Annotated in this window: 28 protein-coding genes, 7 tRNA genes and 2 pseudogenes; 31 read left to right on the forward strand and 6 right to left on the reverse strand. The window is 27.7% G+C overall.

Features of this window, described 5'->3' with window-relative positions:
- Window positions 1-34 precede the first annotated feature (34 nt).
- Window positions 35-1225: a rhodanese-like domain-containing protein gene (locus AELL_RS01165; protein ID WP_118916185.1), complete on the forward strand. Its 1191-nt coding sequence runs from the start codon at window positions 35-37 to the stop codon at window positions 1223-1225.
- A 74-nt stretch (window positions 1226-1299) separates the two neighbouring features.
- On the opposite strand, the gene rplT is transcribed toward AELL_RS01165, so the two are convergent.
- The 4 genes from rplT to thrS all read right to left on the reverse strand — a co-directional run bounded on the left by rplT (window position 1300) and on the right by thrS (window position 4434).
- Window positions 1300-1656: a 50S ribosomal protein L20 gene (gene rplT / locus AELL_RS01170; protein ID WP_014472981.1), complete on the reverse strand. Its 357-nt coding sequence runs from the start codon at window positions 1654-1656 to the stop codon at window positions 1300-1302.
- Between the two features lie 103 nt (window positions 1657-1759).
- Window positions 1760-1957, reverse strand: a complete 198-nt coding sequence (gene rpmI / locus AELL_RS01175) for a 50S ribosomal protein L35 (protein WP_118916186.1) — start codon at window positions 1955-1957, stop codon at window positions 1760-1762.
- Window positions 1958-2101: 144 nt separating this feature from the next.
- Window positions 2102-2596 carry a translation initiation factor IF-3 gene (gene infC, locus AELL_RS01180; RefSeq protein WP_206731994.1) on the reverse strand — a complete coding sequence of 165 codons (495 nt, stop codon included), beginning with the start codon at window positions 2594-2596 and terminating at the stop codon, window positions 2102-2104.
- 29 nt (window positions 2597-2625) lie between these two features.
- On the reverse strand, window positions 2626-4434 hold the full coding sequence (gene thrS / locus AELL_RS01185) for a threonine--tRNA ligase (protein WP_118916188.1): 1809 nt from the start codon (window positions 4432-4434) through the stop codon (window positions 2626-2628).
- A 149-nt stretch (window positions 4435-4583) separates the two neighbouring features.
- Between thrS and AELL_RS01190 the strand changes: the two genes are divergently transcribed.
- Window positions 4584-5063 (forward strand): hypothetical protein, encoded by a 480-nt coding sequence (locus AELL_RS01190; protein ID WP_226805998.1) that lies wholly within the window; start codon window positions 4584-4586, stop codon window positions 5061-5063.
- Window positions 5064-5085: 22 nt separating this feature from the next.
- Here the strand turns inward: AELL_RS01190 and AELL_RS01195 are convergent, their stop codons facing one another.
- Complete coding sequence (locus tag AELL_RS01195; RefSeq protein ID WP_118916190.1) at window positions 5086-6672, reverse strand: DUF3373 family protein; 1587 nt, start codon at window positions 6670-6672, stop codon at window positions 5086-5088.
- Between the two features lie 99 nt (window positions 6673-6771).
- Window positions 6772-7092, reverse strand: a complete 321-nt coding sequence (locus tag AELL_RS01200) for a cytochrome C (RefSeq protein WP_118916191.1) — start codon at window positions 7090-7092, stop codon at window positions 6772-6774.
- 87 nt (window positions 7093-7179) lie between these two features.
- On the opposite strand from AELL_RS01200, the gene AELL_RS01205 reads away from it, so the two are divergent.
- The 29 genes and pseudogenes from AELL_RS01205 to AELL_RS14435 all read left to right on the forward strand — a co-directional run bounded on the left by AELL_RS01205 (window position 7180) and on the right by AELL_RS14435 (window position 25993).
- Window positions 7180-8508 carry an NFACT RNA binding domain-containing protein gene (locus tag AELL_RS01205; protein ID WP_118916192.1) on the forward strand — a complete coding sequence of 443 codons (1329 nt, stop codon included), beginning with the start codon at window positions 7180-7182 and terminating at the stop codon, window positions 8506-8508.
- A gap of 89 nt (window positions 8509-8597) precedes the next feature.
- Complete coding sequence (locus AELL_RS01210; RefSeq protein WP_118916193.1) at window positions 8598-9374, forward strand: complement resistance protein TraT; 777 nt, start codon at window positions 8598-8600, stop codon at window positions 9372-9374.
- Window positions 9375-9514: 140 nt separating this feature from the next.
- On the forward strand, window positions 9515-10273 hold the full coding sequence (locus tag AELL_RS01215; RefSeq protein ID WP_118916194.1) for a phosphatidate cytidylyltransferase: 759 nt from the start codon (window positions 9515-9517) through the stop codon (window positions 10271-10273).
- Window positions 10270-11337 (forward strand): 1-deoxy-D-xylulose-5-phosphate reductoisomerase, encoded by a 1068-nt coding sequence (gene dxr / locus AELL_RS01220; protein ID WP_118916195.1) that lies wholly within the window; start codon window positions 10270-10272, stop codon window positions 11335-11337. The genes AELL_RS01215 and dxr overlap by 4 nt, the downstream gene beginning before the upstream one ends.
- Window positions 11327-11608, forward strand: coding sequence for a hypothetical protein (locus tag AELL_RS01225; RefSeq protein WP_118916196.1), 282 nt, complete (start codon window positions 11327-11329; stop codon window positions 11606-11608). The genes dxr and AELL_RS01225 overlap by 11 nt, the downstream gene beginning before the upstream one ends.
- A 3-nt stretch (window positions 11609-11611) precedes the next feature.
- Entirely contained in the window at window positions 11612-12037 is a 426-nt protein-coding gene (locus AELL_RS01230; RefSeq protein ID WP_118916197.1) for an Lcl C-terminal domain-containing protein, read from the forward strand.
- 10 nt (window positions 12038-12047) lie between these two features.
- On the forward strand, window positions 12048-12608 hold the full coding sequence (locus tag AELL_RS01235) for an RBBP9/YdeN family alpha/beta hydrolase (RefSeq protein ID WP_118916198.1): 561 nt from the start codon (window positions 12048-12050) through the stop codon (window positions 12606-12608).
- The gene (gene tsaD / locus AELL_RS01240) at window positions 12605-13606 is read left to right on the forward strand and encodes a tRNA (adenosine(37)-N6)-threonylcarbamoyltransferase complex transferase subunit TsaD (protein WP_118916199.1); all 1002 of its coding nucleotides are present in this window, start codon (window positions 12605-12607) and stop codon (window positions 13604-13606) included. The genes AELL_RS01235 and tsaD overlap by 4 nt, the downstream gene beginning before the upstream one ends.
- Window positions 13606-13953 carry an SUI1 family translation initiation factor gene (locus AELL_RS01245; RefSeq protein ID WP_226805999.1) on the forward strand — a complete coding sequence of 116 codons (348 nt, stop codon included), beginning with the start codon at window positions 13606-13608 and terminating at the stop codon, window positions 13951-13953. Before tsaD ends, AELL_RS01245 begins: the two co-directional genes overlap by 1 nt.
- An 18-nt stretch (window positions 13954-13971) precedes the next feature.
- A complete protein-coding gene (locus AELL_RS01250) occupies window positions 13972-15357 on the forward strand; it encodes an NAD(P)H-hydrate dehydratase (RefSeq protein WP_118916201.1) in 1386 nt (461 codons plus the stop codon).
- Window positions 15354-15665 carry a divalent-cation tolerance protein CutA gene (gene cutA, locus AELL_RS01255; RefSeq protein WP_118916202.1) on the forward strand — a complete coding sequence of 104 codons (312 nt, stop codon included), beginning with the start codon at window positions 15354-15356 and terminating at the stop codon, window positions 15663-15665. Before AELL_RS01250 ends, cutA begins: the two co-directional genes overlap by 4 nt.
- Window positions 15662-16441 (forward strand): thiazole synthase, encoded by a 780-nt coding sequence (locus tag AELL_RS01260; RefSeq protein ID WP_118916203.1) that lies wholly within the window; start codon window positions 15662-15664, stop codon window positions 16439-16441. Before cutA ends, AELL_RS01260 begins: the two co-directional genes overlap by 4 nt.
- Before the next feature lie 113 nt (window positions 16442-16554).
- A tRNA-Pro gene (locus tag AELL_RS01265) sits at window positions 16555-16632 on the forward strand.
- Window positions 16633-16653: 21 nt separating this feature from the next.
- Window positions 16654-16730, forward strand: a tRNA-His gene (locus AELL_RS01270).
- A 13-nt stretch (window positions 16731-16743) separates the two neighbouring features.
- Window positions 16744-16820: transfer RNA gene (locus AELL_RS01275), tRNA-Arg, on the forward strand.
- A gap of 47 nt (window positions 16821-16867) precedes the next feature.
- A tRNA-Leu gene (locus AELL_RS01280) sits at window positions 16868-16952 on the forward strand.
- Between the two features lie 1151 nt (window positions 16953-18103).
- Window positions 18104-18180, forward strand: a tRNA-Gly gene (locus tag AELL_RS01285).
- A 68-nt stretch (window positions 18181-18248) separates the two neighbouring features.
- Window positions 18249-18325 (forward strand) — tRNA-Arg (locus AELL_RS01290).
- Between the two features lie 6 nt (window positions 18326-18331).
- A tRNA-Gly gene (locus tag AELL_RS01295) sits at window positions 18332-18408 on the forward strand.
- Between the two features lie 114 nt (window positions 18409-18522).
- Window positions 18523-18711, forward strand: a complete 189-nt coding sequence (locus AELL_RS01300) for a hypothetical protein (protein ID WP_118916204.1) — start codon at window positions 18523-18525, stop codon at window positions 18709-18711.
- A 128-nt stretch (window positions 18712-18839) separates the two neighbouring features.
- A pseudogene (locus tag AELL_RS01305) lies at window positions 18840-19760 on the forward strand (IS256 family transposase, variant Zn-binding type); the annotation flags it as partial.
- A gap of 226 nt (window positions 19761-19986) precedes the next feature.
- Window positions 19987-20370 (forward strand): PAS domain-containing protein, encoded by a 384-nt coding sequence (locus AELL_RS01310; protein ID WP_118916206.1) that lies wholly within the window; start codon window positions 19987-19989, stop codon window positions 20368-20370.
- A 6-nt stretch (window positions 20371-20376) separates the two neighbouring features.
- Window positions 20377-21639, forward strand: a complete 1263-nt coding sequence (locus AELL_RS01315; RefSeq protein ID WP_118916207.1) for a methyl-accepting chemotaxis protein — start codon at window positions 20377-20379, stop codon at window positions 21637-21639.
- Window positions 21640-21641: 2 nt separating this feature from the next.
- Complete coding sequence (locus AELL_RS01320; RefSeq protein WP_118916208.1) at window positions 21642-22463, forward strand: HDOD domain-containing protein; 822 nt, start codon at window positions 21642-21644, stop codon at window positions 22461-22463.
- Window positions 22464-22471: 8 nt separating this feature from the next.
- On the forward strand, window positions 22472-22657 hold the full coding sequence (locus AELL_RS01325) for a hypothetical protein (RefSeq protein WP_118916209.1): 186 nt from the start codon (window positions 22472-22474) through the stop codon (window positions 22655-22657).
- Window positions 22658-22676: 19 nt separating this feature from the next.
- Window positions 22677-22985: a response regulator gene (locus AELL_RS01330; protein WP_118916210.1), complete on the forward strand. Its 309-nt coding sequence runs from the start codon at window positions 22677-22679 to the stop codon at window positions 22983-22985.
- A gap of 132 nt (window positions 22986-23117) precedes the next feature.
- Window positions 23118-24335, forward strand: a complete 1218-nt coding sequence (locus AELL_RS01335; protein ID WP_118916211.1) for a hybrid sensor histidine kinase/response regulator — start codon at window positions 23118-23120, stop codon at window positions 24333-24335.
- 602 nt (window positions 24336-24937) lie between these two features.
- Window positions 24938-25526: pseudogene (locus AELL_RS14430) on the forward strand (methyl-accepting chemotaxis protein); the annotation flags it as partial.
- On the forward strand, window positions 25517-25993 hold the full coding sequence (locus AELL_RS14435) for a CZB domain-containing protein (protein ID WP_429698180.1): 477 nt from the start codon (window positions 25517-25519) through the stop codon (window positions 25991-25993). The pseudogene AELL_RS14430 and the gene AELL_RS14435, both read left to right, overlap by 10 nt.
- Window positions 25994-26537 lie beyond the last annotated feature (544 nt).

The following is a 26537-nucleotide window of genomic DNA, read 5'->3' on the forward strand; positions in this document are numbered from 1 at the left end:
AGGTTAGTTTTCAAATTATTTAAAAGGAAGTCTAATGAAAAGAGTTTTAAAAAATAGTGTTTTGATTTCATTTCTGTTATTTAACGGATTTGTTTATTCACAAGAAGTAGAGAGTTTAAATAAACCAACAGAAGCTGTTTATGAATTAATTAAAAAATATAATCTTGAAGAGGTTGATTTTAATTATGTTAAAAGTGCAATTGGTAATGGAAATAGAAATTCTGTAAGTTCTATTTTGATTGATGCAAGACCTGAAATAAAATATCAAAGAGGAACAATTCCTTCAAGTTTAAATATTCCTGATACTAATTTTGATGAGTATTATAATATTTTAAAAGATATTCCAAAGGATAAAGAGCTTATTGTTTATTGTGGTGGATATAACTGCACAAAAAGTCCAACTGTTGCTAAACTTTTAAGAGATAAAGGGCATAAAAATGTAAAAGTTTATTCTGCTGGTGAACCTGAATGGGCTAAAAAAAGTTATTTAGAAATTGATACTTCAGTTGTGAAAGTTTATCAAGAAAATAATTCAGCTTTTATTGTAGATGCAAGACCTTATGTAAAATTTTTACAAGAGACAATTCCTGGAGCAATTTCAATTCCTGATACAGAATTAGATAAATTAATTGGAAGATTTCCTATTAATAAAAATGAAAAGATTGTAATTTTTTGTGGTGGATTTAGTTGTGAAAAATCTCATATTATTGCAAATAAACTAATCTCTTTAGATTATAAAGATGTTACTGTTTATGCAGGTGGACTTCCTGCTTGGAAAGAGAGTGGACTTGGAACAACTGCAAATGCTAAAGTAAAAAAAGAAGAAAAAACTGAGAAAAAAGAGCAATTTAGCAAAAACGGAATGAAGCTTGGAGTTGATGAAGGAAGTGTTGATGGGGAATGGCTTAAAAAGTTGATTCTTGAGGACAAAGTACCTGAATTTATACAAATTGTTGATGTAACTGCACCAAATGAGTTTAAAAATGGTCATATAAAAGGTGCAATAAATATCGAAGCAGCAAAATTAACAGCTGAAGAGTTAATTAGTAAGTTACCAAAAGGAAAAACAATTATTTTTAATTGTACAGCAGGCGGTAGATCTATAGAAGCTTGGGCTAAATTAAAAGCTAAGAAATTTGATATTTCAGAGATTTATTATTTAGATGCAAATATTTCTTGCAAAGGTAATGATTGTAAAATTGATGTAAATGAACCATTAGAATAATTAGATTTATTTAGAGACATAAAAAAAGGGATAGAAGATTTCTTCTATCCCTTTTTATTTGTTTTGTTGCAAATTTATTTTAGTGCAGCTTTAGCAGTAACTACTAATGATGCAAATGCAGCAGAATCATTCATAGCCATATCAGCTAAGATTTTTCTATCTAATTCTAAACCAGATAATTTTAATCCGTTCATGAATCTTGAGTAGTTAATATCATTTAATCTACAAGCTGCATTGATTCTTATAATCCATAATTTTCTAATGTCTCTTTTTTTCTGTCTTCTATCTCTAAAAGCATAAACTAAAGATCTTTCTAATTGTTCTTTAGCTTTTCTAAAGTGTTTTCTTCTTCCACTGAAGAAACCTCTAGCAGCTTTTAATACTTTTTTATGTCTTCTTCTTCTTACAACACCAGTTTTAACTCTAGGCATATATATTTCCTTTCTTTACCATTATTTTTAATAAGGTGTCAGCATATGCTGAACTTATCCATCATTGATGGAGGGACAAAAAATTACTTAATATTTTAAGTAATTACGCTTTACATAATGCTACAAGTATTCTTCCAGCATCTGTACTATGTACAGTTTTTGGTCCTCGTAGATTTCTTTTTCTTTTTTGAGTCATTTTAGTTAAGATATGGCTTCTGAAAGCAGAACCTCTTTTGATTGACCCGTTTTTCTTCACTTTAAATCTTTTTAAAGCGCCACTAACACTTTTCATTTTTGGCATTTGAAGAATCCTCCTTATAAATTTGCATTTTCATTAAATTATGAAAAAGTTTTGGATTATACTTAAAAGTTGTTTAGTTTAAGTTTAAATAAATAAAAGTTTTTGGGAGAAGAAGAGAAAAAATCTCTTCTTTATATTTGAGTTTTAGTCTTTTTTAGGAAGAACTAATAAGTTAACGTATCTTCCTTCAAGTTTTGGTTCTTTTTCCATAATTGCAATATCTTCAAGCATTGGCCAGATTTTATTTAAAACTTCAATTCCTGATTGAGGATTAGCCATTTCTCTACCTTTTAGAAAAACTCTAAATTTTACATGGTTTCCTTCTTCTAAGAATTCTCTTGCATGTTTTACTTTATAATTAATGTCATTTTCTGCAATTTTAACTGAAAGTTTAATCTCTTTGATAACAATAACTTTTTGATTTTTTTTAGCTTCTTTTTTCTTTTTTTCTTGTTGGTATCTAAATTTACCATAATCCATAATTTTTGCAACTGGTGGTTTACCATCTGGAGCAACTAATACTAAATCTAAGCCCATTTCATCTGCAAGGTTTAATGCATCTTGTGTGCTTATAATTCCGTAGTTTGTTCCTTCATCACTTGTACATCTAACTTCTTTAGCTGTAATCATTTCATTCATGATTACATCATCTTTTCTTTTGTCTTTACTCAAATTTTGCTCCCGTTTTTGATTTCATTTAGCATTGATATAAACTCATCTTTGCTCATATTTGATTGTTCTCTAGTTCTTCTATTTCTTAATGCAACAGATTTATTAGCAACCTCTTCATCTCCAATAACAACTATCATTGGAACTCTTTGTTTTTCTGCCATTCTGATTCTTTTATTTAAACTTTCATTCATGTTGTAAATTTCAGAATCCATATCATTTTCTAATAAGCATTTTTGTAACTCTTTTGCATATTCAACATGAGAATCAGCAATTGGTACAAAAATTACTTGAGTTGGAGCAATGATAAATGGGAATTCTCCAGCGCAGTGTTCAGTTAAAATTCCAATAAATCTTTCAAAAGAACCTAAGATTGCTCTATGAATCATAACAGGTTGTTCTTTTTCACCTTTTTCATTTATATATTCAACTTCAAATCTTGAAGGTAAGTTCATATCAACTTGAACTGTACCACATTGCCATTTTCTACCAATAGCATCAAGAATTTTAATATCAATTTTTGGACCATAGAAAGCTCCACCACCTTCATCAATTCCATAAGAAATATTATTTTCATCTAAGGCATCCATAATACCTTTTGTTGTTTTTTCCCAGAAAATATCATCACCAATTGCTTTTTCTGGTTTTGTAGAAACTTCAATTTCATATTTAAAATCAAAAGCTTTTAATAAAGTATCAACAAACTCTAATACTTCAAAAATAACTTGTTTTATTTGGTCTTGTGTACAAAAAATATGTGAATCATCTTGAGTGAATTCTCTAACTCTAAATAATCCATGCATTGCACCACTCATTTCATGTCTATGAACAACTCCATATTCAAAAAGTTTTTTTGGTAGTTCTTTATATGAAACAAGATTATTTTTAAATATTTGAATGTGTCCAACACAGTTCATTGGTTTAATACCATACTCTTGGTCATCAATAGTTGTAAAATACATATTTTCTTTATAGTTTGCATAGTGACCAGAGATTTTCCACATTTCAGCTTTTAAAATTTCTGGACCTCTAACAGGTTCATAACCTCTAATTCTGTGCGCTTTATAAAGTAGGTGTTCTAATTTACTTCTTAATCTTGCACCTTTTGGTAACCACATAGGCAGACCAGCACCTACATCATCATTGAATGTAAATAGTTCTAATTCTGTTCCTAATTTTCTATGGTCTCTTTTTTTAGCTTCTTCAAGCATTCTTGTATAATCAAATAAAGCTTGTTTATCAAAGAATGCAATCCCATAGATTCTTGTAATCATTTCATTTTTTTCATCACCACCAAGATAAGCACCAGCTACTCTTGTTAGTTTGAAACTTCTTATCATTCTTGTATTTGGTAAGTGAGGACCTCTACATAAATCTTCAAAATCACCTTGCTTATAGATTGTTAAAGTTTCATCTTTGATATTTTTAAGAACAGCTTGTTTTAATTCATCATTTTTGAACTTTTCATAGAATTCTTCTTTTGAGGTTTCATGTCTTGTGATAGGAAGTTTTCTATCAGCAATTTCTTTCATTTTCTTTTCAATAGTAGATAAATCGTCATCTGAAATTTTACTCTCTACTTTGAAATCATAGTAAAAGCCTTCTTTTACAACAGGTCCAACGAAGAATTTTGCTTCAGGATAAAGTTCTTTGATAGCTTGAGCCATTAAGTGAGCACATGAGTGTCTTAAAATATCTAAAGATTCTTTTGAATCATCAGCTTTAATCTCTTCTCCTTGGATATTTAACGCTTCTGCAGTTTGAAGGTCATAAATTTGACCATCTTTTAATATACCAATAGGTTCCAATAATTTCCTTTTTTTCTTAATTATTTATTAAATTATGCCTATTTTACCTCAAAGTGACTTAAAGTTATTAAGATATGACTTAATTTAGTGAAATTTCGTTACAATTAGACATGATTTTAAACGTATCTAAAATAAAAACAGAAAGCTTATTGTTATTTTGCAAAGATTTGATTTTATCATATAAGGATAGAGTTGATGTAAATGATTATGGTATGGATAAAGAGGTAATTGAAAAATTTAATAACATTGGAAATGATATGTTAAAACAAATTTTAAATGTTACTTTTCCTCAAAATTATTATTTACAAAATAGAAAACATTATAGAATTAAGGCTGTCTTAGATGGATACAATTTTATAAATGACGAAATATCTAAAAATTTAAAAGAGAATGAGGCTTTTAATCCTTCTATGTTATATTTTTCATTACTTGCTGTATGGTTTAAAGAATTGAATAAAGAATCACGTTCAAAAGAATATATATATTTTCTTTTGTATCCTTATTCTCAAGTTTATGATAAATTATTAATTGAAATAAAAAATAAAGAGTTTAGAGCTTTAAATATAAAAATGATTGAGCTTGCAGAAAATGTAATCTATAAGTTTGATAAATATAATTTTGTAAAATAAAAGAGACTAAGCTCTTTTATTTTTAGAATTTATATCTTATATAAGTTCTAACGTCTTGTGCTTCTGCTACAGGATTTTGACCAGCAGCTTGTGCTTGTGACATTGTCATTGGTGTTCCATCAGCTCCAAAGAAAGAGTTTGAACCTGTATAATCATAATCCATAAATACATAACTTACTCCCCAAGTTAGAGATTTTGTAAGTTGTTGATTTCTATATACTTCCCAAGCTTGACCACGAGTTGCAATTTTACTTCCTGCATACGTATCTTCACCATAAGTCATAGATCTCCAGTATTTACTTCCTTTATTCCATTCAAAGCCAATTTTTGCAACATCAGGAGTTATAGGACATGGTGCATTGATTCCTAACCAAACAGAAGTTCCAGTTTCAGAATCAGTTGAACCTAACATTCCTAATGAATTTGGGTTAGTTTTACTTGCTGCAAAAGATGCAAAAGCAATTGTATTGTCTAAATAATCAGAAATACCATCACCAATTCCTTCTGTTTTGAATAAAATTGTTGCGAAATCTATATCTCCAACATCTTTAAATGATGGTGTTGCCATTTGTAAGTTATAGGCTGTTGTTGAAGAAGGAGACGATTGATATGCCCCATATGCAGTGTTAAAGCTTTGTAAAGATTGTCCATCAAATCCAATCAAATTCCAAGCTTTTGCATAATTCATGTGAACAGAATATTGACCATCATCGTAAGGAACAGCAATAAATCCTAACATATCTACATCAACATTTTTATCGTCATCTTGTGAATAAGCTGGACTAAACATATCAAATCTAGGAACAGCGTTTGTTAACCCTCTTCCTCCACAAATTTTTAACCAAGAACCAGTTAGACCTGTTAATGTATCTGTATCAAATTTGATAGAGAAACCATCAAATTCTACATCAACTACATGAGATAATGGAGAGTTTGCTTGTTGGTCATTTCTAATATTAATTGGTAATCCATCAGTTGAAGGACGTCTACCAACTGAAGCAGCCCATGGAATATCAGAACCAAAAAGTTTTTCTTGAGTATATAACCAATAAGCCTCTTTTAGTTTTATTGTATTATCTGTTGCATTTTCATTTGTAACCCAATCAAAATTTGCATACCCTGGATTTGTATTTGATTGAGAATGATTTGCTGTATCTCCAAATGCTTTATTGTAAGATAATTTTCCATGGAAAGATGAATTATCATCAGCTTTATAAGCCATTCCTAACCATAATCTATTTGTTAAAAGTGCATTGTTTTCTGATTTTGAACCATCTGCGTGTTTGTATTGAATATTATCAACTTGAGTTCTAAAATCAACATCCCATTTTAAATTATCATTTCCACTTTGGATTTTTGCAGCAGTTGCAGTGTTTGAAACTGTATCAAGTTTTTTTTCAATTTTTTCAATTCTTTTTTCATCAACTGTTGTAACAGCAGATGTTTGTGCTTGTTGTTTTACATCTTGTTCTGCAACTTTTTTTTCTAAAGCTTCAATTTGTGCTTTTAAAGCTTGAATTTGGTTAAGCATTTCTTTGTTTATATCACTTGCAAAAGAAGAAGTAGTTAGCGCAGCGACTACTGATAATCTAATCAAATTTTTTTTCATATTAATCCTTTATTATAGCTTTATAAAATCTTTATAAAGCATTAAAAAAGGGTGAATAAAATTCACCCTTTAAAATAAGTATCTTTTAACTTATAACTTTTAGCAAGATGGAACGTTTCCAGAATCACTTGCAAATTCAACTGAAAAATCAAATATATGTTCAATTGCAGATTCTTTAACATCACCAGCTTTTACATTTGGACAAATTTTAATAATTTCTTCTTCAAATTTTCCAGACTCTTTTATTTGTTTCCATTCTTCTTGAGTATGTTTTGCAGCAAATTTTGCTCCTGTCATACCACAAGGTTCTTTTAGTAATTTACTAAAAAATTTTTGACCTTTTACTGCATCAGCAGATAAAGACGTAGATGCCACACTTAGAGCTAATGTACTAGCAATAACTAATTTTAATAATTTCATATTATACTCCCTAATGAAAAATTAGCTACAATTATACCTAATGTAGATAAAACAAATCTTATAAATTATAAAAAAAAGTGAATTAAAATGAAATATTTTTTACTGAAAGAAATAGTAAACTACTTAAAAGAAAATGCCCAAATAATCAAGTCTATTAGAAGAATAGACAACAATTTAATTATAACTGAATTTAATAATAAGAATATTTTATATTTTGATATATCTAAAGGAAATGCAACAATTTTTAAACATAAAAAAATTTTATCTTCAAAAAAAGATTTTAATGCCCCTTTTGATGTGAGTTTACAAAAGAGATTTAGTAATTCAAAAATTGAAAATATTGAACTATATAATGATGATAAAATTTTAAATATAAAAGTTAATTCTTCATCTTCTTATAAAAAATTAACAACAATTTTACAATTAGAGTTTACAGGTAAACATACAAATGTTATTATTTTAGATGAAAATAGAATAGTTATAGAAGCATTACGGCATGTTGATGAATTTTCATCAAGTAGAGTTGTAAAAGTAGGGCATAAATTAGATGAGATACCAAAACAAAGTTTTGTTCCAAAAATTGAGATTATTCCAAACATTGAAGAGTATTTGTATGAAATTTATGAAAAAAGAGAACAAGAAAATCTTGAAAATTTAAAAAAACAAAAAATTTCTTTGATTGAAAAAAAAGCAAAAAAACTAAAAATGACAATTGATTCTTTGCCTAAAAAAGAGGAACTTGAACTTGAGTCAAATAGTTTATATGAAAAAGCAAACTTGATTTTATCAAATTTACATAATTTGAAACCATATCAAAAAAGTTTTAAGGTTTACAATTATGAAGGCAATGAAATAGAAATTGATTTAGAAGGAAAAGCAAGTGCTTCAAAATATTCAAATGATTTGTTTAAAAAAGCAAAAAGAGCAAAACAAAAAGCTTCAAATATCTCTTTAGAAAAAGATAATTTAACTGAAAAACTAGAGTTTTTATTAAGATTAATTCAAAATATAAAAAATGCTAATTCTTTAGAAGATTGTGAATTTTTATATCCAAAAAAAGAGAAAAATCAAACAAAAACAAAAAAATCTCAACAGTGTGAAAGTTTCTTTTTTGAAGGATTTAAGATAATGTTAGGAACAAGTGAAAGGGAAAATATATATCTTTTAGAAAACTCAAAAGCAAGTGATTTTTGGTTTCATTTAAAAGATAGACCTTCATGTCATGTAATTGTTCAAAATACAAAAAAAGAGTTACCTGATTCTGTTATAAATAAAGCAGCAACTTTATGCGCAAAATTTTCTGTTGATTATTCAGGAGTTTATGAAGTTGATTTTACACAAAGAAGAAATGTAAAAATTCAATCGGGTGCAAATGTTTTATATAATCCATATACGACAACGGTTGTTAAAATTTAATAATTTTTCTGATTTAATTAAAAAAAGAGTCAAATAAGAGTCTTTTTGATAATATAATTTACTTTATTAATTAATAAAAGGGAGAATAGATGAATAAAATTAAAACATTTGGATTAAGTATAGCTGTGGCAACTCTGTTTTTTTCAGGTTGTGCAACAACTGAATTACAAACAAATGCGAAAATGACACAAAGTGTGTTTATTAATCCTGTAGCAAAAAGTAAAAGATTAATATTTGTATCAAGTAAAAATACAAGTGGACAAAAAATAAATCTTGAAAATAGTATATTAAATGAATTACAAACAAAAGGTTATACAGTTGTTGATGACCCAGAACAAGCAACATACGTTTTGATGATGAATGTATTATATTGTGATAAAAAACAAGAAAATAATGCAGTTGGTGGAGCTTTAGGAGCTGGTGCTGCAGGTGCAGGAATTGCAGCTTATAATGGTGGAGGAGCTGGAAAAACAATTGGTGTTGGTTTAGGAGCTGCACTTGTTGGTGGATTAATAGCAAAAGCAACAGAAGACACTATTTATCAAATGCAAGTTGATATAATGATTAGAGAAAAAGCTTCAGGAAAAGTTTATACTTCAAGTGCGACAGCAAATGGACAATCAAGTGTAAGTGATTCGAGTAAAGCTGGATTTATGAATAGTTTTGGAGGAAATATCAAAAATACTGATGCCTCTGGAAAATTAAATTCAAATATGGCAAATGCAACTGCTCAACAATATGAAACAGATTATATAGAACATAAAACGATGTTATTTGCAGAAGCAACAAAAATGAATTTAACATTACAAGAAGCTACACCAATTTTAGAAAAACAAATTGCAAGTCAAATTGCAGGATTATTCTAATATCTATATTACATTAACATCCTATCTAGTAAGATAGGGTGTTTCTTATTTATACTAACAACAATCAAAAATAATAAAAAAAACCAACCAAAAGCCAAAATTTTGTATAATAGAAAACTTTTAAATTTAAGGTTTGATAAATGTCTGAGATAATAAACGAGAGTTCAACTCGTATAAAAACTGGTGTTGTTTTAATTTTAGCTATGTTGATACTTGGCTATATTGATTCATATTTCTTATTTTGGCTTGTTTTTGGAATTATGTTAATGATTTCAATTTCTGAATCAAAAAGATTATATAGTTTAAAAAGTGATAGTATTTATGTTTATACTGCACTATTATGGTTTGCAGCATTTTTTTACCCAATGCCAATTGATTTAATATTTGTTGTAGCTATTGGTTATGCATCTCAATTAGCTTATAAAAGAACATTAAATCAAAAATTATTTTTACCTCTTTTATATCCAACAGCTTCGTTTTTATTCTTATTAACACTTTATAGTGAATATGGAGTAATGACTCTTTTATGGTTATTAGTAATTGTTGCAAGTACTGATATTGGGGCTTATTTTGTAGGTCGAACTTTTGGAAAAACAAAGTTTTGTGAAACAAGTCCAAATAAAACTATTGAAGGTGTAATTGGTGGAGTTGTTTTTGCTGTTGTTTTAGGAAGTTTATCTTCTATAAATGAGATTAATTTTATCGGGGCAGTTTTAGTTTCAATAATTGTATCTTTTGCCTCTGTATTTGGTGATTTATTTGAAAGCTATCTAAAAAGAGAAGCTGGAGTAAAAGATAGTGGTTCAATCTTACCAGGACATGGTGGAATATTAGATAGAACAGATGGTTATTTATTTGGTTCAATTGCAATGCTTGTTGTTTTAAGGATTTTAATTTGATACTTCTTGGAAGTACAGGTTCTATTGGTGTAAATACTTTAAACATTGCACGAAAGTTTAACTTAAATGTTGAGGTTTTAGTTGCAGGAAGAAATATTGATTTATTAAATCAACAAATACAAGAGTTTAAACCTAAAAAAGTTGTTATAGATAGAGCTGAAGATATAAAATTGGTTTTACATGATAATGTATCTTTTGGAGAAGCTGCAATTTTAGAAGCAATAGAAAATAGTACCTCTAAAACAGTAGTAAATGCTCTTGTAGGATTTTTGGGACTAAAACCAACATTAAAAGCAATAGAATGTGGCAAAAAGATTGCATTAGCAAATAAAGAATCACTTGTTGTTGCAGGAAAGTTTATAGACCAAAAAAATTTACGTCCAATTGATAGTGAACATTTTGGACTTTGGTATTTACTTCAAGATAAAAAAATTGATTCTATGATGATAACTGCAAGTGGAGGTTCTTTTAGAGATTATCCTTTGGAAAAACTTTCAAATGTCTCTATAAAAGAGGCACTTGCTCATCCAAATTGGTCAATGGGAAATAAAATTACTATTGATAGTGCAACAATGACAAATAAACTTTTTGAATTAGTTGAAGCAGCATGGCTTTTTGATACAAAAAAATTAGATGCAATAATTGAAACAAAATCACTAATTCATGCTTTTATAAATTTTGTAGATGGAAGTACAACAGCACATATTGCAAATGCTTCAATGCAACTTCCAATTTCATATGCTATTTTGGAAAAAGTTGATGAAGAGATTTTAAAACCTGTTGATTTAGTTGAAGTAGCAAATCTAGAATTTAGAAAAATAGAAACTTCAAGATACCCAATTTGGGAAATCAAAGATGAAATTTTAAACAATCTTGATTTGGGAGTTGTTTTAAATGCTGCAAATGAAGTTGCAGTTTCAAAGTTTTTAAATAGTGAAATTGGCTTCTTAGATATTTCAAAAATCACAATGGATGCAATAAATAAATTTAATAATGTAAAAGCATCATCAATAGATGAAATTTTTCAAATAGATAAAGAAGTGAGAAAATATTGTGAGTTATGATTTACTAATACCTTTTGGAATTTTACTTATTTTAGTTATTTATTTAATTTATTCAAGAAATAATTTTGAGAAAAATATTACAAATTTGTATGAGAAAAAATTTGAAGAGTGGAAAAAACATAGTACAATAGAAGAAAGTAAAACTTCACATAAAAAATTAGTCGGTTTAGTTTTTAAAACGGATTATAAAATAACAATTGAATTTTTAGATGAAAATGTGGAGTCACAATTAAATAGAGGGAAATTTGAGATAACTAAATATAAAGGATAGATAATGAAATATCTATTTATAATTTTGATGATTTTTTCATTTCTTGATGCAAAAATTTATCGAGATGGTCAAAAAGAAGTGGTTATTGATGATGTTGCAAAACTAATGTGGCTTGATAATATTTCAGTTATAAAAACTTCAAAAAATCATGAAAATGCTTCAACATATTGTAAAGAGATAACTCATTTAGGATTTAATGATTGGCGTTTACCAAAAGTTGAAGAGTATGAGTTAATAGTTGATAAAAATAATAAAAAAACATATATAAATAAAGCATTTAAGTATAACGTTCCAGATGGTTATTGGGCCCAAAAAGCTCATTGGAGAACACTTTGGTATTATGCTGATTATATGCATTTTATAAGTGGCACACCATATTATGACAATCGTATTAAAAAGAAATATGTTAGATGTGTAAGAGATTATTAAAGGATAGAATTTGAGTAAAAGAGTATTAATACTTCATGGACTTGGAGGAAGTGATTTTCCACATTGGCAATCACAACTTGCAAGTGACTTAATAAAAGAGAATTATATAGTTTCATTTCCAGCCTTTCCAAGTCGAGATAATCCAAAATTGCAAGAGTGGAAAGAGTTTTTAAAAAAAGAGGTAGAACATTTCAGACCAAATATTGTAGTTTGTCACTCTTTAGCAAATATTTTATGGTTTCATACTTGTGATGAACTTGATATAAAACTTGATAAATTAATGCTTGTTGCACCTGTTAGAAATCAAGTTTTAGAAGAGGCAAAAACATTTTTTCCTTATCCAATAGCAAAAGATTTAAAAGCACGAGAAATTATAATGGCAGCTTCAACAAATGACCCGTATATGAGTTTAGAAGAAGCGATTGAACTTCAATCTAAACTAAATATTGGTATGAAAATCATGGAAAATGCTGGACATATAAATGCAGCTTCAGGATTTGGAAAACTTGATTGTGCCTTAGATTGGATAAAAAGAGTTGATGAATGTGAAATTAATAAAGAGCAAGAATGATTTTAAGTATTGAAAGTTCTTGTGATGATAGCTCAATTGCTATCACAGAAATAAAAACAAATAAACTAATTTATCATAAAAAAATATCTCAGGAACTTCAACATAGTCTTTATGGTGGAGTTGTTCCAGAACTTGCTGCTAGGCTTCATGTTGAAGCTTTGCCTAAAATACTTGAAGAGTGCAAAGAGTATTTTCCATTTTTAAAAGCAATTGCAGTAACAAATGCACCAGGACTTAGTGTAACACTAATGGAAGGTGTAACTATGGCAAAAGCTTTAAGCATAAGTTTAAATCTTCCATTAATTGCAGTTAATCATCTAAAAGGTCATATCTATTCTCTTTTTATTGAAAAAGAGGAAGTTTTACCTATGACTATTTTATTGGTTTCAGGTGGACATACACAAATTATTGAAGCAAATAGTTTAACTGATATGAAAGTAATAGCAACAACTATTGATGATAGTTTTGGTGAGAGTTTTGATAAAGTTTCAAAAATGTTGCACTTAGGTTATCCTGGTGGTCCAGTTGTTCAAGAGTACTCTTTAAAAGGTGATGTTAATAGATTTGAGTTACCAATTCCACTTAGTCAAAGTCCAAAAATCGAGTTTAGTTATAGTGGACTTAAAAATGCTGTTAGACTTCATATTGAAAAACTTGAAAATAGCCAAGAAGGAATTACTGAACAAGATAAATATGATATTTGTGCAAGTTTTCAAAAAACAGCAGTTGACCATATTATACAAAAACTAAAAAAACAGTTTAAACAAAAAGTTCCAAAGAATTTTGCAATTGTTGGAGGGGCGAGTGCAAATATCTATTTAAGAGCCCAAATAGATGAACTTTGTAAAAAACACAATATGGGTTTATATCTTAGTGAATTAAAATATTGTAGTGATAATGCGGCAATGATTGGACGAGTTGCAGTTGAACAATATAAATTAAAAGATTTTATAAGTATAGAAGAGATTGATATACAAACAAGAATAAAGGAGTTTTGATGAGTTTAGCAGATATGTTATCAAAAGGTTTAGGTTCAAAACTTGAAGGTGATAAATTTGAAACACAAAAAGAGGATAAAAAAAATCCAAAAAAATCTTCAAATGAAATTATTCCTAAAAATCAACATCAATTAGTTTTTACCTTTGAAAAAAGAAATGGAAAACCTGTAACTTTAGTTGGAAGATTTTATATTGAAGAGAGTGAAAAAAAAGAGGTTTTAAAACTTCTAAAGAAAAAACTAGCTTGTGGTGGAGCGATAAATAATGAATGGCTTGAAATTCAGGGTGATTTTAAAGATAAAATCAAAGAGATATTAACAAAAGAGAATTGGAAATTTAAAAACTAAATCATTAAAGGAGCTGTTATGCAAAAAATATTTGATGAAGTAAATTCTTTAGATAAAAGATGTTATGAAGAGTTTTTCTTAAATGAAGATATTTTGATGGAGCATGCAGCTTCTAGTATTTGTTCATATATCGAAGATATTTTTGAAGAAAATAAATCTGTACTTATTGTTTGTGGAAGTGGAAATAATGGCGCTGATGGTTTAGCACTTGCAAGACTTTTATATAAAAAATTTGATGTTAGTTTATATCTTGCAAGTGCACCAAAATCTCCTATGGCAAAACTTCAATACAAAAGAGTTAAAACTTTAAATATTAAAGAAGTAGATGAACCATTTGAAGCAGATATTTTAGTAGATTGTTTGTTTGGAACAGGATTAAATAAACCTTTAGATGAAAAGTATTTAACTCTTATTGATACTTTAAACTCTTATAACTCTTTTAACATAGCTTGCGATATTCCAAGTGGAATTAATCATTTTGGACAAATAAGTAGTTCTACTTTTGAAGCAGATGTTACTATTACTATGGGAGCTTTAAAAACTTCACTTTTTAGTGATTTTTCAAAAGATTATGTTGGTGAAATAATCGTATCAAATCTTGGTGTTCAAAGAGAGATTTATGAGACACAAACTAATAAATTTTTATTAGATGAAAGTGACATGAAACTTCCTTTTAGAAACAAAAAAAATTCTCATAAAGGTTCATACGGGCACTTAAATGTAGTTGCAGGTTGTAAAAAAGGTGCGGGAATAATTGCAGCAAAAGCAGCTTTTGGATTTGGTGCCGGACTTGTTAGTGTTGTTTGTCATGAAAACCTTGATTTACCTTATCATATTATGCAAACTCATTTTATAAGTGAAAATTGTACAGCAATTGCTATTGGTATGGGTTTAGGAAAATATGAAACAGATGAAATAAGAAAAATTTTAAATAAAAAAGTAGCAAAAATAGTTGATGCTGATTTGTTTTATGATGATTTAATTTGTGAAGTTTTAGACCAAGAAATAGTTTTAACACCCCATCCAAAAGAGTTTGTTTCATTATTGAAACTTTGTGAAATAGCTGATATATCTGTACAAGAGTTACAAAATAATAGATTTTTATATGTTGAAAAGTTTTGTAAAAAATATCCAAATGTGGTTTTACTATTAAAAGGGGCAAATGTAATTATTGCTCAAAATGAAAAAATATATGTAAATAGTTTTGGAAGTGCAGTTTTGAGTAAAGGTGGAAGTGGAGACGTTTTAAGTGGTCTTATTGGTTCTCTTTTAGCTCAAGGGTATAAACCACTTGAAGCAGCAATAAGTGCAAGTTTAGCACATGCTATGGGTGCTAGAAATTACAAAAAAAATAATTACTCTTTAATACCTTCTGATTTAGTTGAAGAGATTAGAAAATTATGAAAGCAATAATCGTTCAAACAACTTGTTCGTCTAAAGAAGAGGCTAAAAATATAGCAAAGGTTTTAATAGAAGAAAAACTTGCAGCTTGTGTGCAGTTGAGTGAAATAGAATCGTTTTATAATTGGAAAGAAGAATTCTGTTGTGATAATGAAACACTTTTAAATATAAAAACAAGAAAAGATAATTTTGAGAAAATTAAAAGCAAAATATTAGAATTACATAGTTATGATTTGCCTGAAATTATTCAACTCGATATTGCAAATGCAAGTGAAGAATATTTAAAATTTATAGGAGATAATACAATATGAGTGATATTTTAAAAATAGGTAAATATGAATTTAATAGTAGATTAATCGTTGGAAGTGGTAAATATAAAGATTTTCAAACAACTAAAGATGCAACATTAGCTTCAGGTTCTGAGTTAATAACAGTTGCTATTAGAAGAGTAAATATAACTAATCCAAATGAAGAGAATTTACTAGATTATTTTAAAGATACAAATGTAAAATTATTACCAAATAGTGCGGGGTGTTTTACAGCTGAAGAAGCAATAACAACTTTTAGATTAATGAGAGAAGCAACAGGAATAGATATTATTAAACTTGAAGTTATTGGTGATGCACAAAAAACTCTGTATCCAGATGTAATTGAAACAATCAAAGCTTGTGAAATTTTAAAAAAAGATGGTTTTACAATCATGGCTTATACAAGTGATGATCCGATTATTGCAAAAAGATTAGAAGATGCAGGAGCTGATGCTATTATGCCATTAGCTGCACCAATTGGTTCAGGACTTGGAATTCAAAATAAATATAATATTGCATTTATTAGAGAAGCTGTAAAAGTTCCAGTAATTGTAGATGCAGGTGTTGGATGTGCTAGTGATGCAACAATTGCTATGGAATTAGGTGCTGAAGCTGTTTTAACTAACACTGCAATTGCATGTGCACAAAATCCAATTCAAATGGCAGAAGCAATGAAATATGCAGTTATTGCTGGAAGACTTGGGTATAAAGCGGGAAGAATCCCTAAAAAGCCTTATGCGACAGCAAGTTCACCGGTTGATGGATTGATTCAATTTTAATGAATTTAGAGAAATTTTGAAATTTTTCAAAATTTCTTCTAAAAACCCTTGACAAAGTTAAATATATTTAATATAATTCCGTCCACTTTTTGTGAAACTTCAAACTTTTTTGTCGGGGCGTAGCGCAGTCTGGTTAGCGCACCTGGTTTGGGACCAGGGGGCCGGAGGTTCGAATCCTCTCGCCCCGACCATTTAATTATTTAAATCTTGTGGTAGGTATAGCTCAGTCGGTTAGAGCATCGGGTTGTGGTTCCGAGGGTCGTGGGTTCGAGCCCCATTACCTACCCCATTTTATTTTTATTGCTTCCATAGCTCAGCTGGATAGAGCAACGCCCTTCTAAGGCGTAGGCCGTACGTTCGAATCGTACTGGGAGTACCACTTTTTGGTTTAGAATTACTATCTAAATCTTTTTTTAGAAAAATTATGCGGATGTGGTGAAATTGGTAGACACGCCAGACTTAGGATCTGGTGCCTCACGGTGTAAGAGTTCGAGTCTCTTCATCCGCACCACCTATAAAAAGGGTTTTTGAGCTACTTTTTATTTTTCTCAAAAAAATCAAAAAAACTTTTTTTACTACATTTTTACTACAGAATCAAAGCTTTAAAATCAAATGAATTTTTACTACTAATTAATTTTATTAAGCATATTTATTAATTACTACAGAGTATATATTTCATATTGTTTCTTTCTTTTTCAAATTTATTCAAAATATATCTTTTTTCAATAAAAATTCTTTTATTTACAATCTTATAAAAAACATATATACTAGCTTTATAAATATTTAGAGCTTGGTAGGCGTACAATCTTGCTTGATGTTTATCCTCTCGATAAACTATCAAGCTCTAAGTATTTATTATTAGATTGTACACCTACCAAATCTACAATCTAATTTTTCTTACTAATCATATTATTTTAATTTTAAACGTAAAAAGCTACTTTATTGCATGGAGAATATTTTTATGTTTGAAAAAAGGAGATAAATAATAGCCCGAGTGAGTTTGGCGACCGACCGAGCTATTAAATAATAGACTGCAATTATAACAAAAAACTACCATAATATCAATATTTTTTTCAAATTATAAAGCAACTTAATTGTTGAGAATAAAATATTGTCCATATATTTTGATAGGCATAATCTCTTGTGTCTGGTGAAGTAGCCATCTTTGGGGCTTATTCTAGTTATATAGTATCCCAAAATAACGCCGTTTGGTGAACAAATAAAAAAGAGACACTACGGTGTGTGCAGGAATTTGGAAACAAATGACTAGGGACAGAACTCCCTTTAAAGCAAGAAGTGGACTACATGCAGGTATGGCGTAGTGATTGATACTAGATTCTCAAACAAGTTTGGGGCATTTTTGCTAAGTCTAACTATTAAACTTACTTTGATTTAATACTCATTGATATAACTTATAGTAATTGGATATGTAAAATATATGGTATCGCATTACCCACTATGAAACCTCGCTAGTATGAGCATGAAAAAATATTAGTTTAAATGACGACGGCTCATTCTAAGGGTTATTCTGTCAAAAAACTTGGTTTTAAAAAAGCCAAGTTTTCTCCCACTTCCTCGGGTCTAAATCCAGAGTTATTAAAATTTTTAAAATCAATTTAACTAATTTTAAGTTTTTTTTATATATAATCACATTCCAATTAAGCGGGAGTAGCTCAGTTGGCTAGAGCTTCTGCCTTCCAAGCAGACTGTCGCGAGTTCGAGTCTCGTCTCCCGCTCCATTATAGAAGCCTTATATAAGAAGTAATTAACTTTTTGTGTAAGGTTTTTTTTAACCTTATTATTTATTGCTTCCATAGCTCAGCTGGATAGAGCAACGCCCTTCTAAGGCGTAGGCCGTACGTTCGAATCGTACTGGGAGTACCACTTTGAGCGGGAGTAGCTCAGTTGGCTAGAGCTTCTGCCTTCCAAGCAGACTGTCGCGAGTTCGAGTCTCGTCTCCCGCTCCAATATAAAATCAATTAATCACAATACTTTTTCTTAATATCTTTTTAATTTTCTTATATATATTTAGCTAAAATAAATAATAATTTAATACATACAATTTTCAAGGCATATATTTAATGACAATAATAGAAATAGAAAATAGTTTAAACACTCTAGTATCAAACTTCAACAAAGAAACTTTCATTTTTGATTTACTTTTAGCTTATGGAACACCAAAATCAACTATTAAAAGATTAATTGGAAGTGACCATGATAAACTAGCTTCAAATGGAGAATTGATTGTTAGAAAAAAGCGGCTTAATTAAAAAAAATGGGGTCTGAAAAGTTAAGTAAACTTCGGTACTATCGTTAGTTAAAAAGGATTATTTTGTCCTCGTACCTGCGGGATTACATCAGATGTCTGTAAAAAAACACTAAAGTATGCCCAAAATGTTTATCTAAAAACACAAAAAAGATTGGTAAAAGAAATGAAATTCAACGTTATCAATGTAATAATTGTGGTAAAAAATTTCAATCTAAAAGAAGACCAGAAAGACTAGAAAATTCTCTTTTTAAAGAATATGTTTATCATAGACAAACTTTACAAAACTTAGCAGATAAATATAATAAATCTATCCAATGGGTTCACTATAAAATTAAAGAATTTGAACCACAAATAAAAATTCATAATCCAAGACCAGTAAACTTAATTTGTGATGCAACCTTCTATGGGAAGAGAAAAGATAAGTTAGGTACTTTAGTTTTTATGGATAGCCTTACACACGAAATCTTAATTTGGAAACATATACAAACAGAAAGAGTAGATGATTATAAATATTTATTAACAGAATTACTTGAACTGGGATATATAATTCTATCTGTAACAATAGATGGTAAAAGAGGTGTATCTAACTTATTTAAAGATTATCCTATACAAATGTGCCACTTTCATCAAAAAAGAATTATACAAAGATATATAACATTACATCCAAAGTTAGAAGCATCTCAAGATCTAAAGAAAATCATGACAAGATTAAAATATAGTGATGAAACAAGATTTACAAAAGCATTAGATATTTGGAATATCAAATATAAAGATTTCCTCAATGAGATTACACTTCATCCTGATAGTCAAAAAAGTTCATATACTCATAAAAAACTTGTAGCTGCTTATCGTAGTATTAGAAATAATTTACCATATCTTTTTACCTATAAAAATCATAAGAAATTAAATCTTACAAATACAACAAATTTAATTGAAGGAGGAGTATTTTCTCCATTGAAAATATTAATCAAAATACATAGAGGTTTGAGTAAAAATTTGAAGTTAAAAATTGTTGATGATTACTTAGTTAGCTATAAGAAAAGAGAATAATTCAGACCCCTTTTTTTTTAATTAAGCCTTAAAAGATAATTAAAGTAGTAATTTAAGTTATTCTATTATTCCTTTTTTTCTCCTTTTGAAATTATTATTTGTATATTTTAAGATTTTTTATTAAAAATATATAAATGATACTACTTTTATACTTTGTTCTATTATACTAGCCACGTAAATAATAGTTTTTGATTTAAAATTATTAATTTTTTTTAAAGAGGCTAACGTGAGTATTGAAATAAAAATACCAGAAAATACAATAATTGTAAGTGAAACAGATGCAAAAGGTAACATTATTTTTGCAAATAAAGATTTTTGCAAAATTGCTGGTTATAATTTAGAAGAATTAATTGGAAAACCGCATAATATAGTAAGAGATGCAGATATGCCAAAAATTGCTTTTGAAGATTTATGGAAAACTATACAAGCGGGAAAAATTTGGAAAGGTATAGTTAAAAATAGAACTAAATCTGGAGGATATTATTGGGTAAATGCAACTGCATATCCTTCTAAAAATCCAAAAGGTGAACTTAGATATATCTCAGTTAGAATTAAACCTACAGAACAAGAAGTTGCAGAAGCTACAAAACTTTATGCAACACTAAAGTAGGTAAAAATGTTTTTTATTAAGAAAAACAATAATATTTTAGAAATTCTAAATATTTTAGAATCTTATTTTGAGAACAAAATAAATTACCTTCCAAAACTTGATTATTCAAAATATAAAATGGATAAAAATATAAAAGAAAGATTTGAATCTATTTTTGAAAAAATAAATAAAAAACAAGATGAAGAACTTTTAATTTATGGAGAATTACTTTTAGTAGCTGAAAAAGTTGCAACAGGTGATTTAGGAGATAAAATATATCATCTTAATACTTCAAATCAACAATTAAATTATATTGCAAAATCTATTAATGAATTAATAATAAATTTAGATAAAACTTTTAGTATGGTGTCTGGAATTTTAAATGAATATAAAAATGCAGATTATAGAAAAAAATTAGATGAAACGATAGTTGTAAAAGATTTTAAAACAATTTTTAGTGGTTTAAATTTACTTCAAGAAGCATTTACAGAAATATTAGTTGAAAATAAAGCAAATGGACTTGCATTAGATGAAAGTTCAAATATTTTATTAGAAAATGTAGATAAATTAAATATAAGTTCAAATGAGGCGGCTTCAAATTTAGAACATACTGTAGTAGCTTTAGAAGAGATGACTTCAAATATTAGGAACAACACTGAAAATGTGGCAAAAATGGCAATTTTATCTAGTGAAGTCACATCTGCTGCAACTTCTGGAGAAAAATTAGCAAATGAAACAACTGTTGCTATGGATGAAATAAATAATCAAGTAGAACTTATAAATGAATCTATTTCAGTAATTGACCAAATTGCATTTCAAACAAATATTCTTTCTTTAAATGCTGCAGTAGAAGCAGCAACAGCTGGTGAAGCAGGACGAGGATTTGCTGTTGTTGCTCAAGAAGTGAGAAATTTAGCTTCACGAAGTGCAGAAGCAGCTAAAGAGATAAAGAATATAGTTGAAAATGCAACAAAAAAAGCAAATTATGGTAAAGAAATAGCCAATAATATGATAAGTGGATATAGACAGTTAAATGAAAATATTCAACAAACTATAAATCTAATATCAGATATAGAAAAGTCAAGTAAAGAACAACTTTTTGGAATTGAACAAATAAATAATGCTGTAAATCAACTAGATCAACAAACAAAAAATAATGCAGTTGTTTCTTCTGAAACACATAATGTTGCAATATTAACTGATGAAATAGCAAAACTTGTTGTAAGTAATGCAAATGCAAAAGAGTTTATTGGAAAAGAAGAAGTAAAATCAAAGAGTTTGAGAAGATAAATATGTTTGAAAATATACTAAAAAAAATTGAATCATTACCTCCATTACCACAAACAATTATTGACATTGAAGAGTTTAGAAAAAGAGCAGATAAAGAGGTTGATGATTTAATAAAAATCATAGAAAAAGATGCTCTTTGTGTTACAACGCTCCTTAAAGTAGCAAATTCTTCTTTATTTGGATTTAGGTCTAAGATAGAAACAGTTGGAAGAATAATCAATCTTTTAGGTATGAATTTTACTATTTATGTTTCAATGCAAGAAACAATAAAAAGTATCTTGACATCAGATTTGTTACCTTATGGTGTGGGGTGTAAAGAATTTATGAAAGCTTCAAACTTATCTTTAAGTTTAGTAAATCTTTGGCTTCCAAATAGTGATAGAGTATTAAAAGATGAAATTCTATTAGGAGTTTTACTTCAAGAATCTGGGAAATTTATACTTGCAGAAATAATTGTAAATAGAGATTTAACTAAAGAATTTACAAAAAGATTACAAATAGGAACAAATGTTGTTAATGTTGAAAAAGAGCTGATCGGAATAACCACTTCAAGAATAACCGCACAAATTTTTAGATATTGGAAATTAAGTGAAAATTTGATTAAGATGATTGAGTTTGCAGATGATATAGATGAATGTGAAGAAGAATATAAGAAAAAAGCTCAAATCTTAGATGTTGTAAAAACTATCTGTAATATTTGTAGCACATTTAGTGAAGAAAGTATCAAAAAGGGTATAGAAAAAGCAGAAAAATATGGTTTAGATGTTCCATCTTTAATTCATTCTATCGATATATTAAAAGATAGATTATCTAAAAATAATTAAGATTTTTTATGCTAAAACATTTTTGTTTAGAAAATAGTTGTTTTATCATAAAGAGTGAAGATGATTTAATTGATGTTTTTGATGCATTATTATCTCAAGGAGTAGAACCTTATGAAGCTTACAATTTGATAGTTGAAAAATATGGAAAAGAAGTTATTTCTAAAGTTTTAGAAGATAAAAATTCAAAAGAATAGATAAAAAAAGAGTTTTGAAATGAAGTATATTAATATTTTAATAATAAATCCAGATAAATCATATATTAATAAAATAAAAAAGTTTTTAAATAATAAGAATATTAAAATATTTCAAGCTCAAAATATGAGAGAAGCTTTATTATTAGTTATAAAAAACAGTATAGAGATTATTATTTATGATTTTTACATGCCACATTTTAAAAATTGTGAAATTATTAAAATTTTACAAAAAAATAGTATGAATAAAAACATATCGTTTACCTTTATTTCAAATTCTTCTGAAATGATAGATTTACATACAAAAATATCTGAAAAAATTACTCTTTAAGTTAAATTATTAATTTTAAGAATTTAAAAATTTTATCAAAATGATACTATTTTAATACTTTTTTTTACTAGAATACCTTCACACAAATAATTATTAATTAATAATTTAAAAATCAGTAAAAAGGGATTTTTGATGCTACTTGATGGAAATATTGTATCTACATTGTCAGTTCTGTATGTTGAAGATTCTAAAACAACTAGAGAAGCTATGTCTATTTTACTAAATAATAAATTTAAAAAAGTTTTTGTTGCAAAGGATGGTGAAGAAGGTTTATCTTTGTGCAAAAAAAATAAAAGTGAAATTGATATTATTATAACAGATGTAAATATGCCAAAACTTTCTGGAATAGAAATGGTTAAGTATTTAAGAAATGATAATATAAATATTCCAGTTATTTTTACTAGTGCTTATACTGATTCAGATTTATTACTTGGTGCTATGGAATTAGGAATTAATGATTATTTAGTAAAACCTTTTAGTATTCCAAATTTATTCATAAGAATTGAACACATCTTTGAAGAAATACATTATCAACATCTAGCATCAAGACAAGAAAAAGAGTTAAATCAATATTTAGAATTATTAAACAAAGTAGCTATTGTTTCAAAAACAGATCCTAAAGGAAAAATTTTATACATAAATGATATTTTCAGTGAAATTTCTGGTTACAGCAAAGGAGAATTAATTGGAAAATCTCATAATATAGTGAGACATCCTGATATGCCAAAAGAGATTTTTAAAGAACTATGGAACACAATAAGTCAAGGAAATATTTGGAAAGGGAAAGTAAAAAATAAAACTAAAGATGGCGAACCCTATTATGTAAATGCAACCATTCTTCCTATTTTTGATGAAAATGAGTCAATTATTGGTTTTATAGGTATAAGATTTTTAATTACTGAAGATGAAGACAACAAAAGAGAGTTTAGAAAAAAAGTTGTTGACCACATAAAATTATCAAAAGAGAATGAAATAAAGCTTTTAGGTGAAATAACAAAATTAAAAGAAGAAAATAAGAATTATTCTAATTTAATTTTAGATTTAGAAAATGAGAAAAAAAGAACTACAAAACAATATTCTCAAATAGTTCATTATGAAGAAGAGATTAAAACCTTAAAAGATAATTTAGAAAAAAATAGAAGTAAATTTACTAAACAATTAAGTGATTTTGCCATTGAAATTAGAAAACTTCAAACAAATAATAAAGTTTTGGAAGAAAAAAATAAAGAAAATATAGATGATATTAGATCAAGGAATAGTGAAATAAAGAAATTACAAGTACATATTGAAGAACTAAATAAAATAATTGTAAATTTAAGAGATGTTATAGAATTTGGGAGTAAAAAATAGGAAATGATTGAGTTAAGAAAAATTATTTATATGTTTATTAAACTTTTTTTTAAGAAAAAAATTAATAAACAAAACAAAATAGAGTTTTCAGATAAATTAAATAGAACCATAAAGTATAGATATTAGTAAAAAAGGGGAAAATAGTGTTTAAAAATAAATTAAAAGATAAAGAGATAGTAGAACTTAAAGAAAAAATAATTAGCTTAGAAAGTAAAAATTCTGAAAATAAAAATGTTTTATCTGAAATAGAGAAAATAATTGAGCATATTGAAAATGGATTTTTTATGTATGAAATTACAGCTAAATCTTCTGATCCACAAATTGAATCCATAAAAAATAAGATAAATTTACTTTCTAAAAATCTTCAGTTGAAAATTTCTTCAGTAAGTGATGTGTTATTGGATTTCGGTGTTTCTCATTTTGAAAGTAGAGTTGATGAAAAAATCAACATGACAGGTACATATGGAAGTCTAAAATCAAGTGCAAGACTAATTGGAAATAATGTATCAGAATTACTAGCTATGATTATGAGTAGTGGAGAAAAATTAAATGAAGATACGAGCATATTATCAAAAGCTTCTTCTTCTTTATCTCAATCTGCAAATCAACAAGCTGTTTCTTTAGAAGAAACAGCAGCATCTATTGAAGAAATATCTTCAACTATTTCAAATAACACTCAAAGTATAGAAAATATGTATGTATTAGCAAATAATGTGTATAAATCAGCTTCAGATGGTGAAAAACTAGCAAATCAAACAACTGTTGCAATGGAAGAGATAAATATTCAAGTTAATTCTATAAATGAAGCAATTACTGTAATTGACCAAATTGCATTTCAAACAAATATTCTAAGTCTAAATGCAGCCGTTGAAGCAGCAACTGCTGGAGAAGCTGGAAAAGGATTTGCCGTTGTTGCACAAGAAGTAAGAAATCTTGCTTCAAGGTCAGCAGAAGCGGCTAAAGAGATAAAAACTATAGTAGAAAATGCAACAAGAAAAGCAAATGATGGAAAAGAAATTGCAAATACTATGATAGATGGATATAAAGAGTTAACTAAAAAAATCGATGATACTATATCTTTAATATCAAATATAAAAGATGCAAGTAAAGAACAGGAAGTAGGGATTCATCAAATAAATGATGCAGTAAATCAATTAGATAGAGTAACTCAAGAAAATGCAATGCAAGCAAATCAAATAAATAATTTATCCGAAGAAGTTTCTACATTGTCTACAAAATTAGTACAAGCAGCAAGTTTAGCTCAATATTCAAAACAAACAAAAGATTATATTTGTGATGTTGATTTAGTTTTTAAAACAGCAAAGTTAAAAAATGACCATATAAGATTTAAAGAAACAAATTTTGCTAAATTAGGTAAAAATCAAACTTGGAATGTAGTTTCACACCATGATTGTGCTTTAGGAAAATGGATAGATGAATCTGAAAAAAGTGGAGAAAAATATACAAAAACACAAAATTGGCAAAAATTAAAAGAATATCATTCTAATATTCATATCTCAGTACAAACATATATAAACGAAGATGTAAAAGAGAAACCTTCTATAAACTTAAATGAATTAGCGATAAATATTGAAAATACAACTCAGCATATTTTTGATTATTTGAATATTGTTAAAAAGAATGTGTGTGTAGGATAAAATGAAAAATAAGATAATTAAATAATTTGTATGATAGTAGATGAGATGTTATAGGTAGTTTCTTGTTTTAATTAGTAGAGCTAAAAGAACATAAATTAAAAAAAAGGGAAAAAATGTTAAATAAAATCGATTTTAATGTAAATTTTAGGAGGAAGTTTGTGAACAAATTAACAGTAAAACAGAAGATTTTGGTTTTATCAGGTGTGTTATTAGCATTATTTTTAATCTATGCAATAATATCTATTAGAGCATTTACAATAATAGTAGATGATTCAGAACATGTTGAAAAAAAGAGTGTACCTGAGATTATACATTTTGCTTCATTTGAAAAATATGTGCTAGATATGCAGATTGGAATATCAAATGCTATTATAGAGAATGAACCAAAAAAAATTGAGAGTGCAAAAAAGTATTTAGATAAAGCATTAGGTGAAATAAAAACTTTAAAAAATCTTTTTAGTGATGCTAAAACATTGCAAACTTTAGATAAGTTTGAAAAAGAAGTAGAAAGCTTGTTTAAAGAGGGTGAAAGTTTAGCAAAAAA

The sequence above is a fragment of the Arcobacter ellisii genome (assembly GCF_003544915.1).
In the GTDB taxonomy this organism is placed as follows: Bacteria; Campylobacterota; Campylobacteria; order Campylobacterales; family Arcobacteraceae; genus Aliarcobacter; species Aliarcobacter ellisii.

Bases quoted from the DNA above. Each gene is read 5' to 3' on its own strand.
- AELL_RS01165 (WP_118916185.1), top strand. From the start codon at position 35: ATGAAAAGAGTTTTAAAAAATAGTGTTTTGATTTCATTTCTGTTATTT.
- rplT (WP_014472981.1), bottom strand. From the start codon at position 1,656: ATGCCTAGAGTTAAAACTGGTGTTGTAAGAAGAAGAAGACATAAAAAA.
- rpmI (WP_118916186.1), bottom strand. From the start codon at position 1,957: ATGCCAAAAATGAAAAGTGTTAGTGGCGCTTTAAAAAGATTTAAAGTG.
- infC (WP_206731994.1), bottom strand. From the start codon at position 2,596: ATGAATGAAATGATTACAGCTAAAGAAGTTAGATGTACAAGTGATGAA.
- AELL_RS01195 (WP_118916190.1), bottom strand. From the start codon at position 6,672: ATGAAAAAAAATTTGATTAGATTATCAGTAGTCGCTGCGCTAACTACT.
- AELL_RS01200 (WP_118916191.1), bottom strand. From the start codon at position 7,092: ATGAAATTATTAAAATTAGTTATTGCTAGTACATTAGCTCTAAGTGTG.
- AELL_RS01205 (WP_118916192.1), top strand. From the start codon at position 7,180: ATGAAATATTTTTTACTGAAAGAAATAGTAAACTACTTAAAAGAAAAT.
- AELL_RS01210 (WP_118916193.1), top strand. From the start codon at position 8,598: ATGAATAAAATTAAAACATTTGGATTAAGTATAGCTGTGGCAACTCTG.
- AELL_RS01215 (WP_118916194.1), top strand. From the start codon at position 9,515: ATGTCTGAGATAATAAACGAGAGTTCAACTCGTATAAAAACTGGTGTT.
- AELL_RS01230 (WP_118916197.1), top strand. From the start codon at position 11,612: ATGAAATATCTATTTATAATTTTGATGATTTTTTCATTTCTTGATGCA.
- tsaD (WP_118916199.1), top strand. From the start codon at position 12,605: ATGATTTTAAGTATTGAAAGTTCTTGTGATGATAGCTCAATTGCTATC.
- AELL_RS01245 (WP_226805999.1), top strand. From the start codon at position 13,606: ATGAGTTTAGCAGATATGTTATCAAAAGGTTTAGGTTCAAAACTTGAA.
- AELL_RS01250 (WP_118916201.1), top strand. From the start codon at position 13,972: ATGCAAAAAATATTTGATGAAGTAAATTCTTTAGATAAAAGATGTTAT.
- cutA (WP_118916202.1), top strand. From the start codon at position 15,354: ATGAAAGCAATAATCGTTCAAACAACTTGTTCGTCTAAAGAAGAGGCT.
- AELL_RS01260 (WP_118916203.1), top strand. From the start codon at position 15,662: ATGAGTGATATTTTAAAAATAGGTAAATATGAATTTAATAGTAGATTA.
- AELL_RS01300 (WP_118916204.1), top strand. From the start codon at position 18,523: ATGACAATAATAGAAATAGAAAATAGTTTAAACACTCTAGTATCAAAC.
- AELL_RS01315 (WP_118916207.1), top strand. From the start codon at position 20,377: ATGTTTTTTATTAAGAAAAACAATAATATTTTAGAAATTCTAAATATT.
- AELL_RS01320 (WP_118916208.1), top strand. From the start codon at position 21,642: ATGTTTGAAAATATACTAAAAAAAATTGAATCATTACCTCCATTACCA.
- AELL_RS01325 (WP_118916209.1), top strand. From the start codon at position 22,472: ATGCTAAAACATTTTTGTTTAGAAAATAGTTGTTTTATCATAAAGAGT.
- AELL_RS01330 (WP_118916210.1), top strand. From the start codon at position 22,677: ATGAAGTATATTAATATTTTAATAATAAATCCAGATAAATCATATATT.
- AELL_RS01335 (WP_118916211.1), top strand. From the start codon at position 23,118: ATGCTACTTGATGGAAATATTGTATCTACATTGTCAGTTCTGTATGTT.
- AELL_RS14435 (WP_429698180.1), top strand. From the start codon at position 25,517: ATGCAAGCAAATCAAATAAATAATTTATCCGAAGAAGTTTCTACATTG.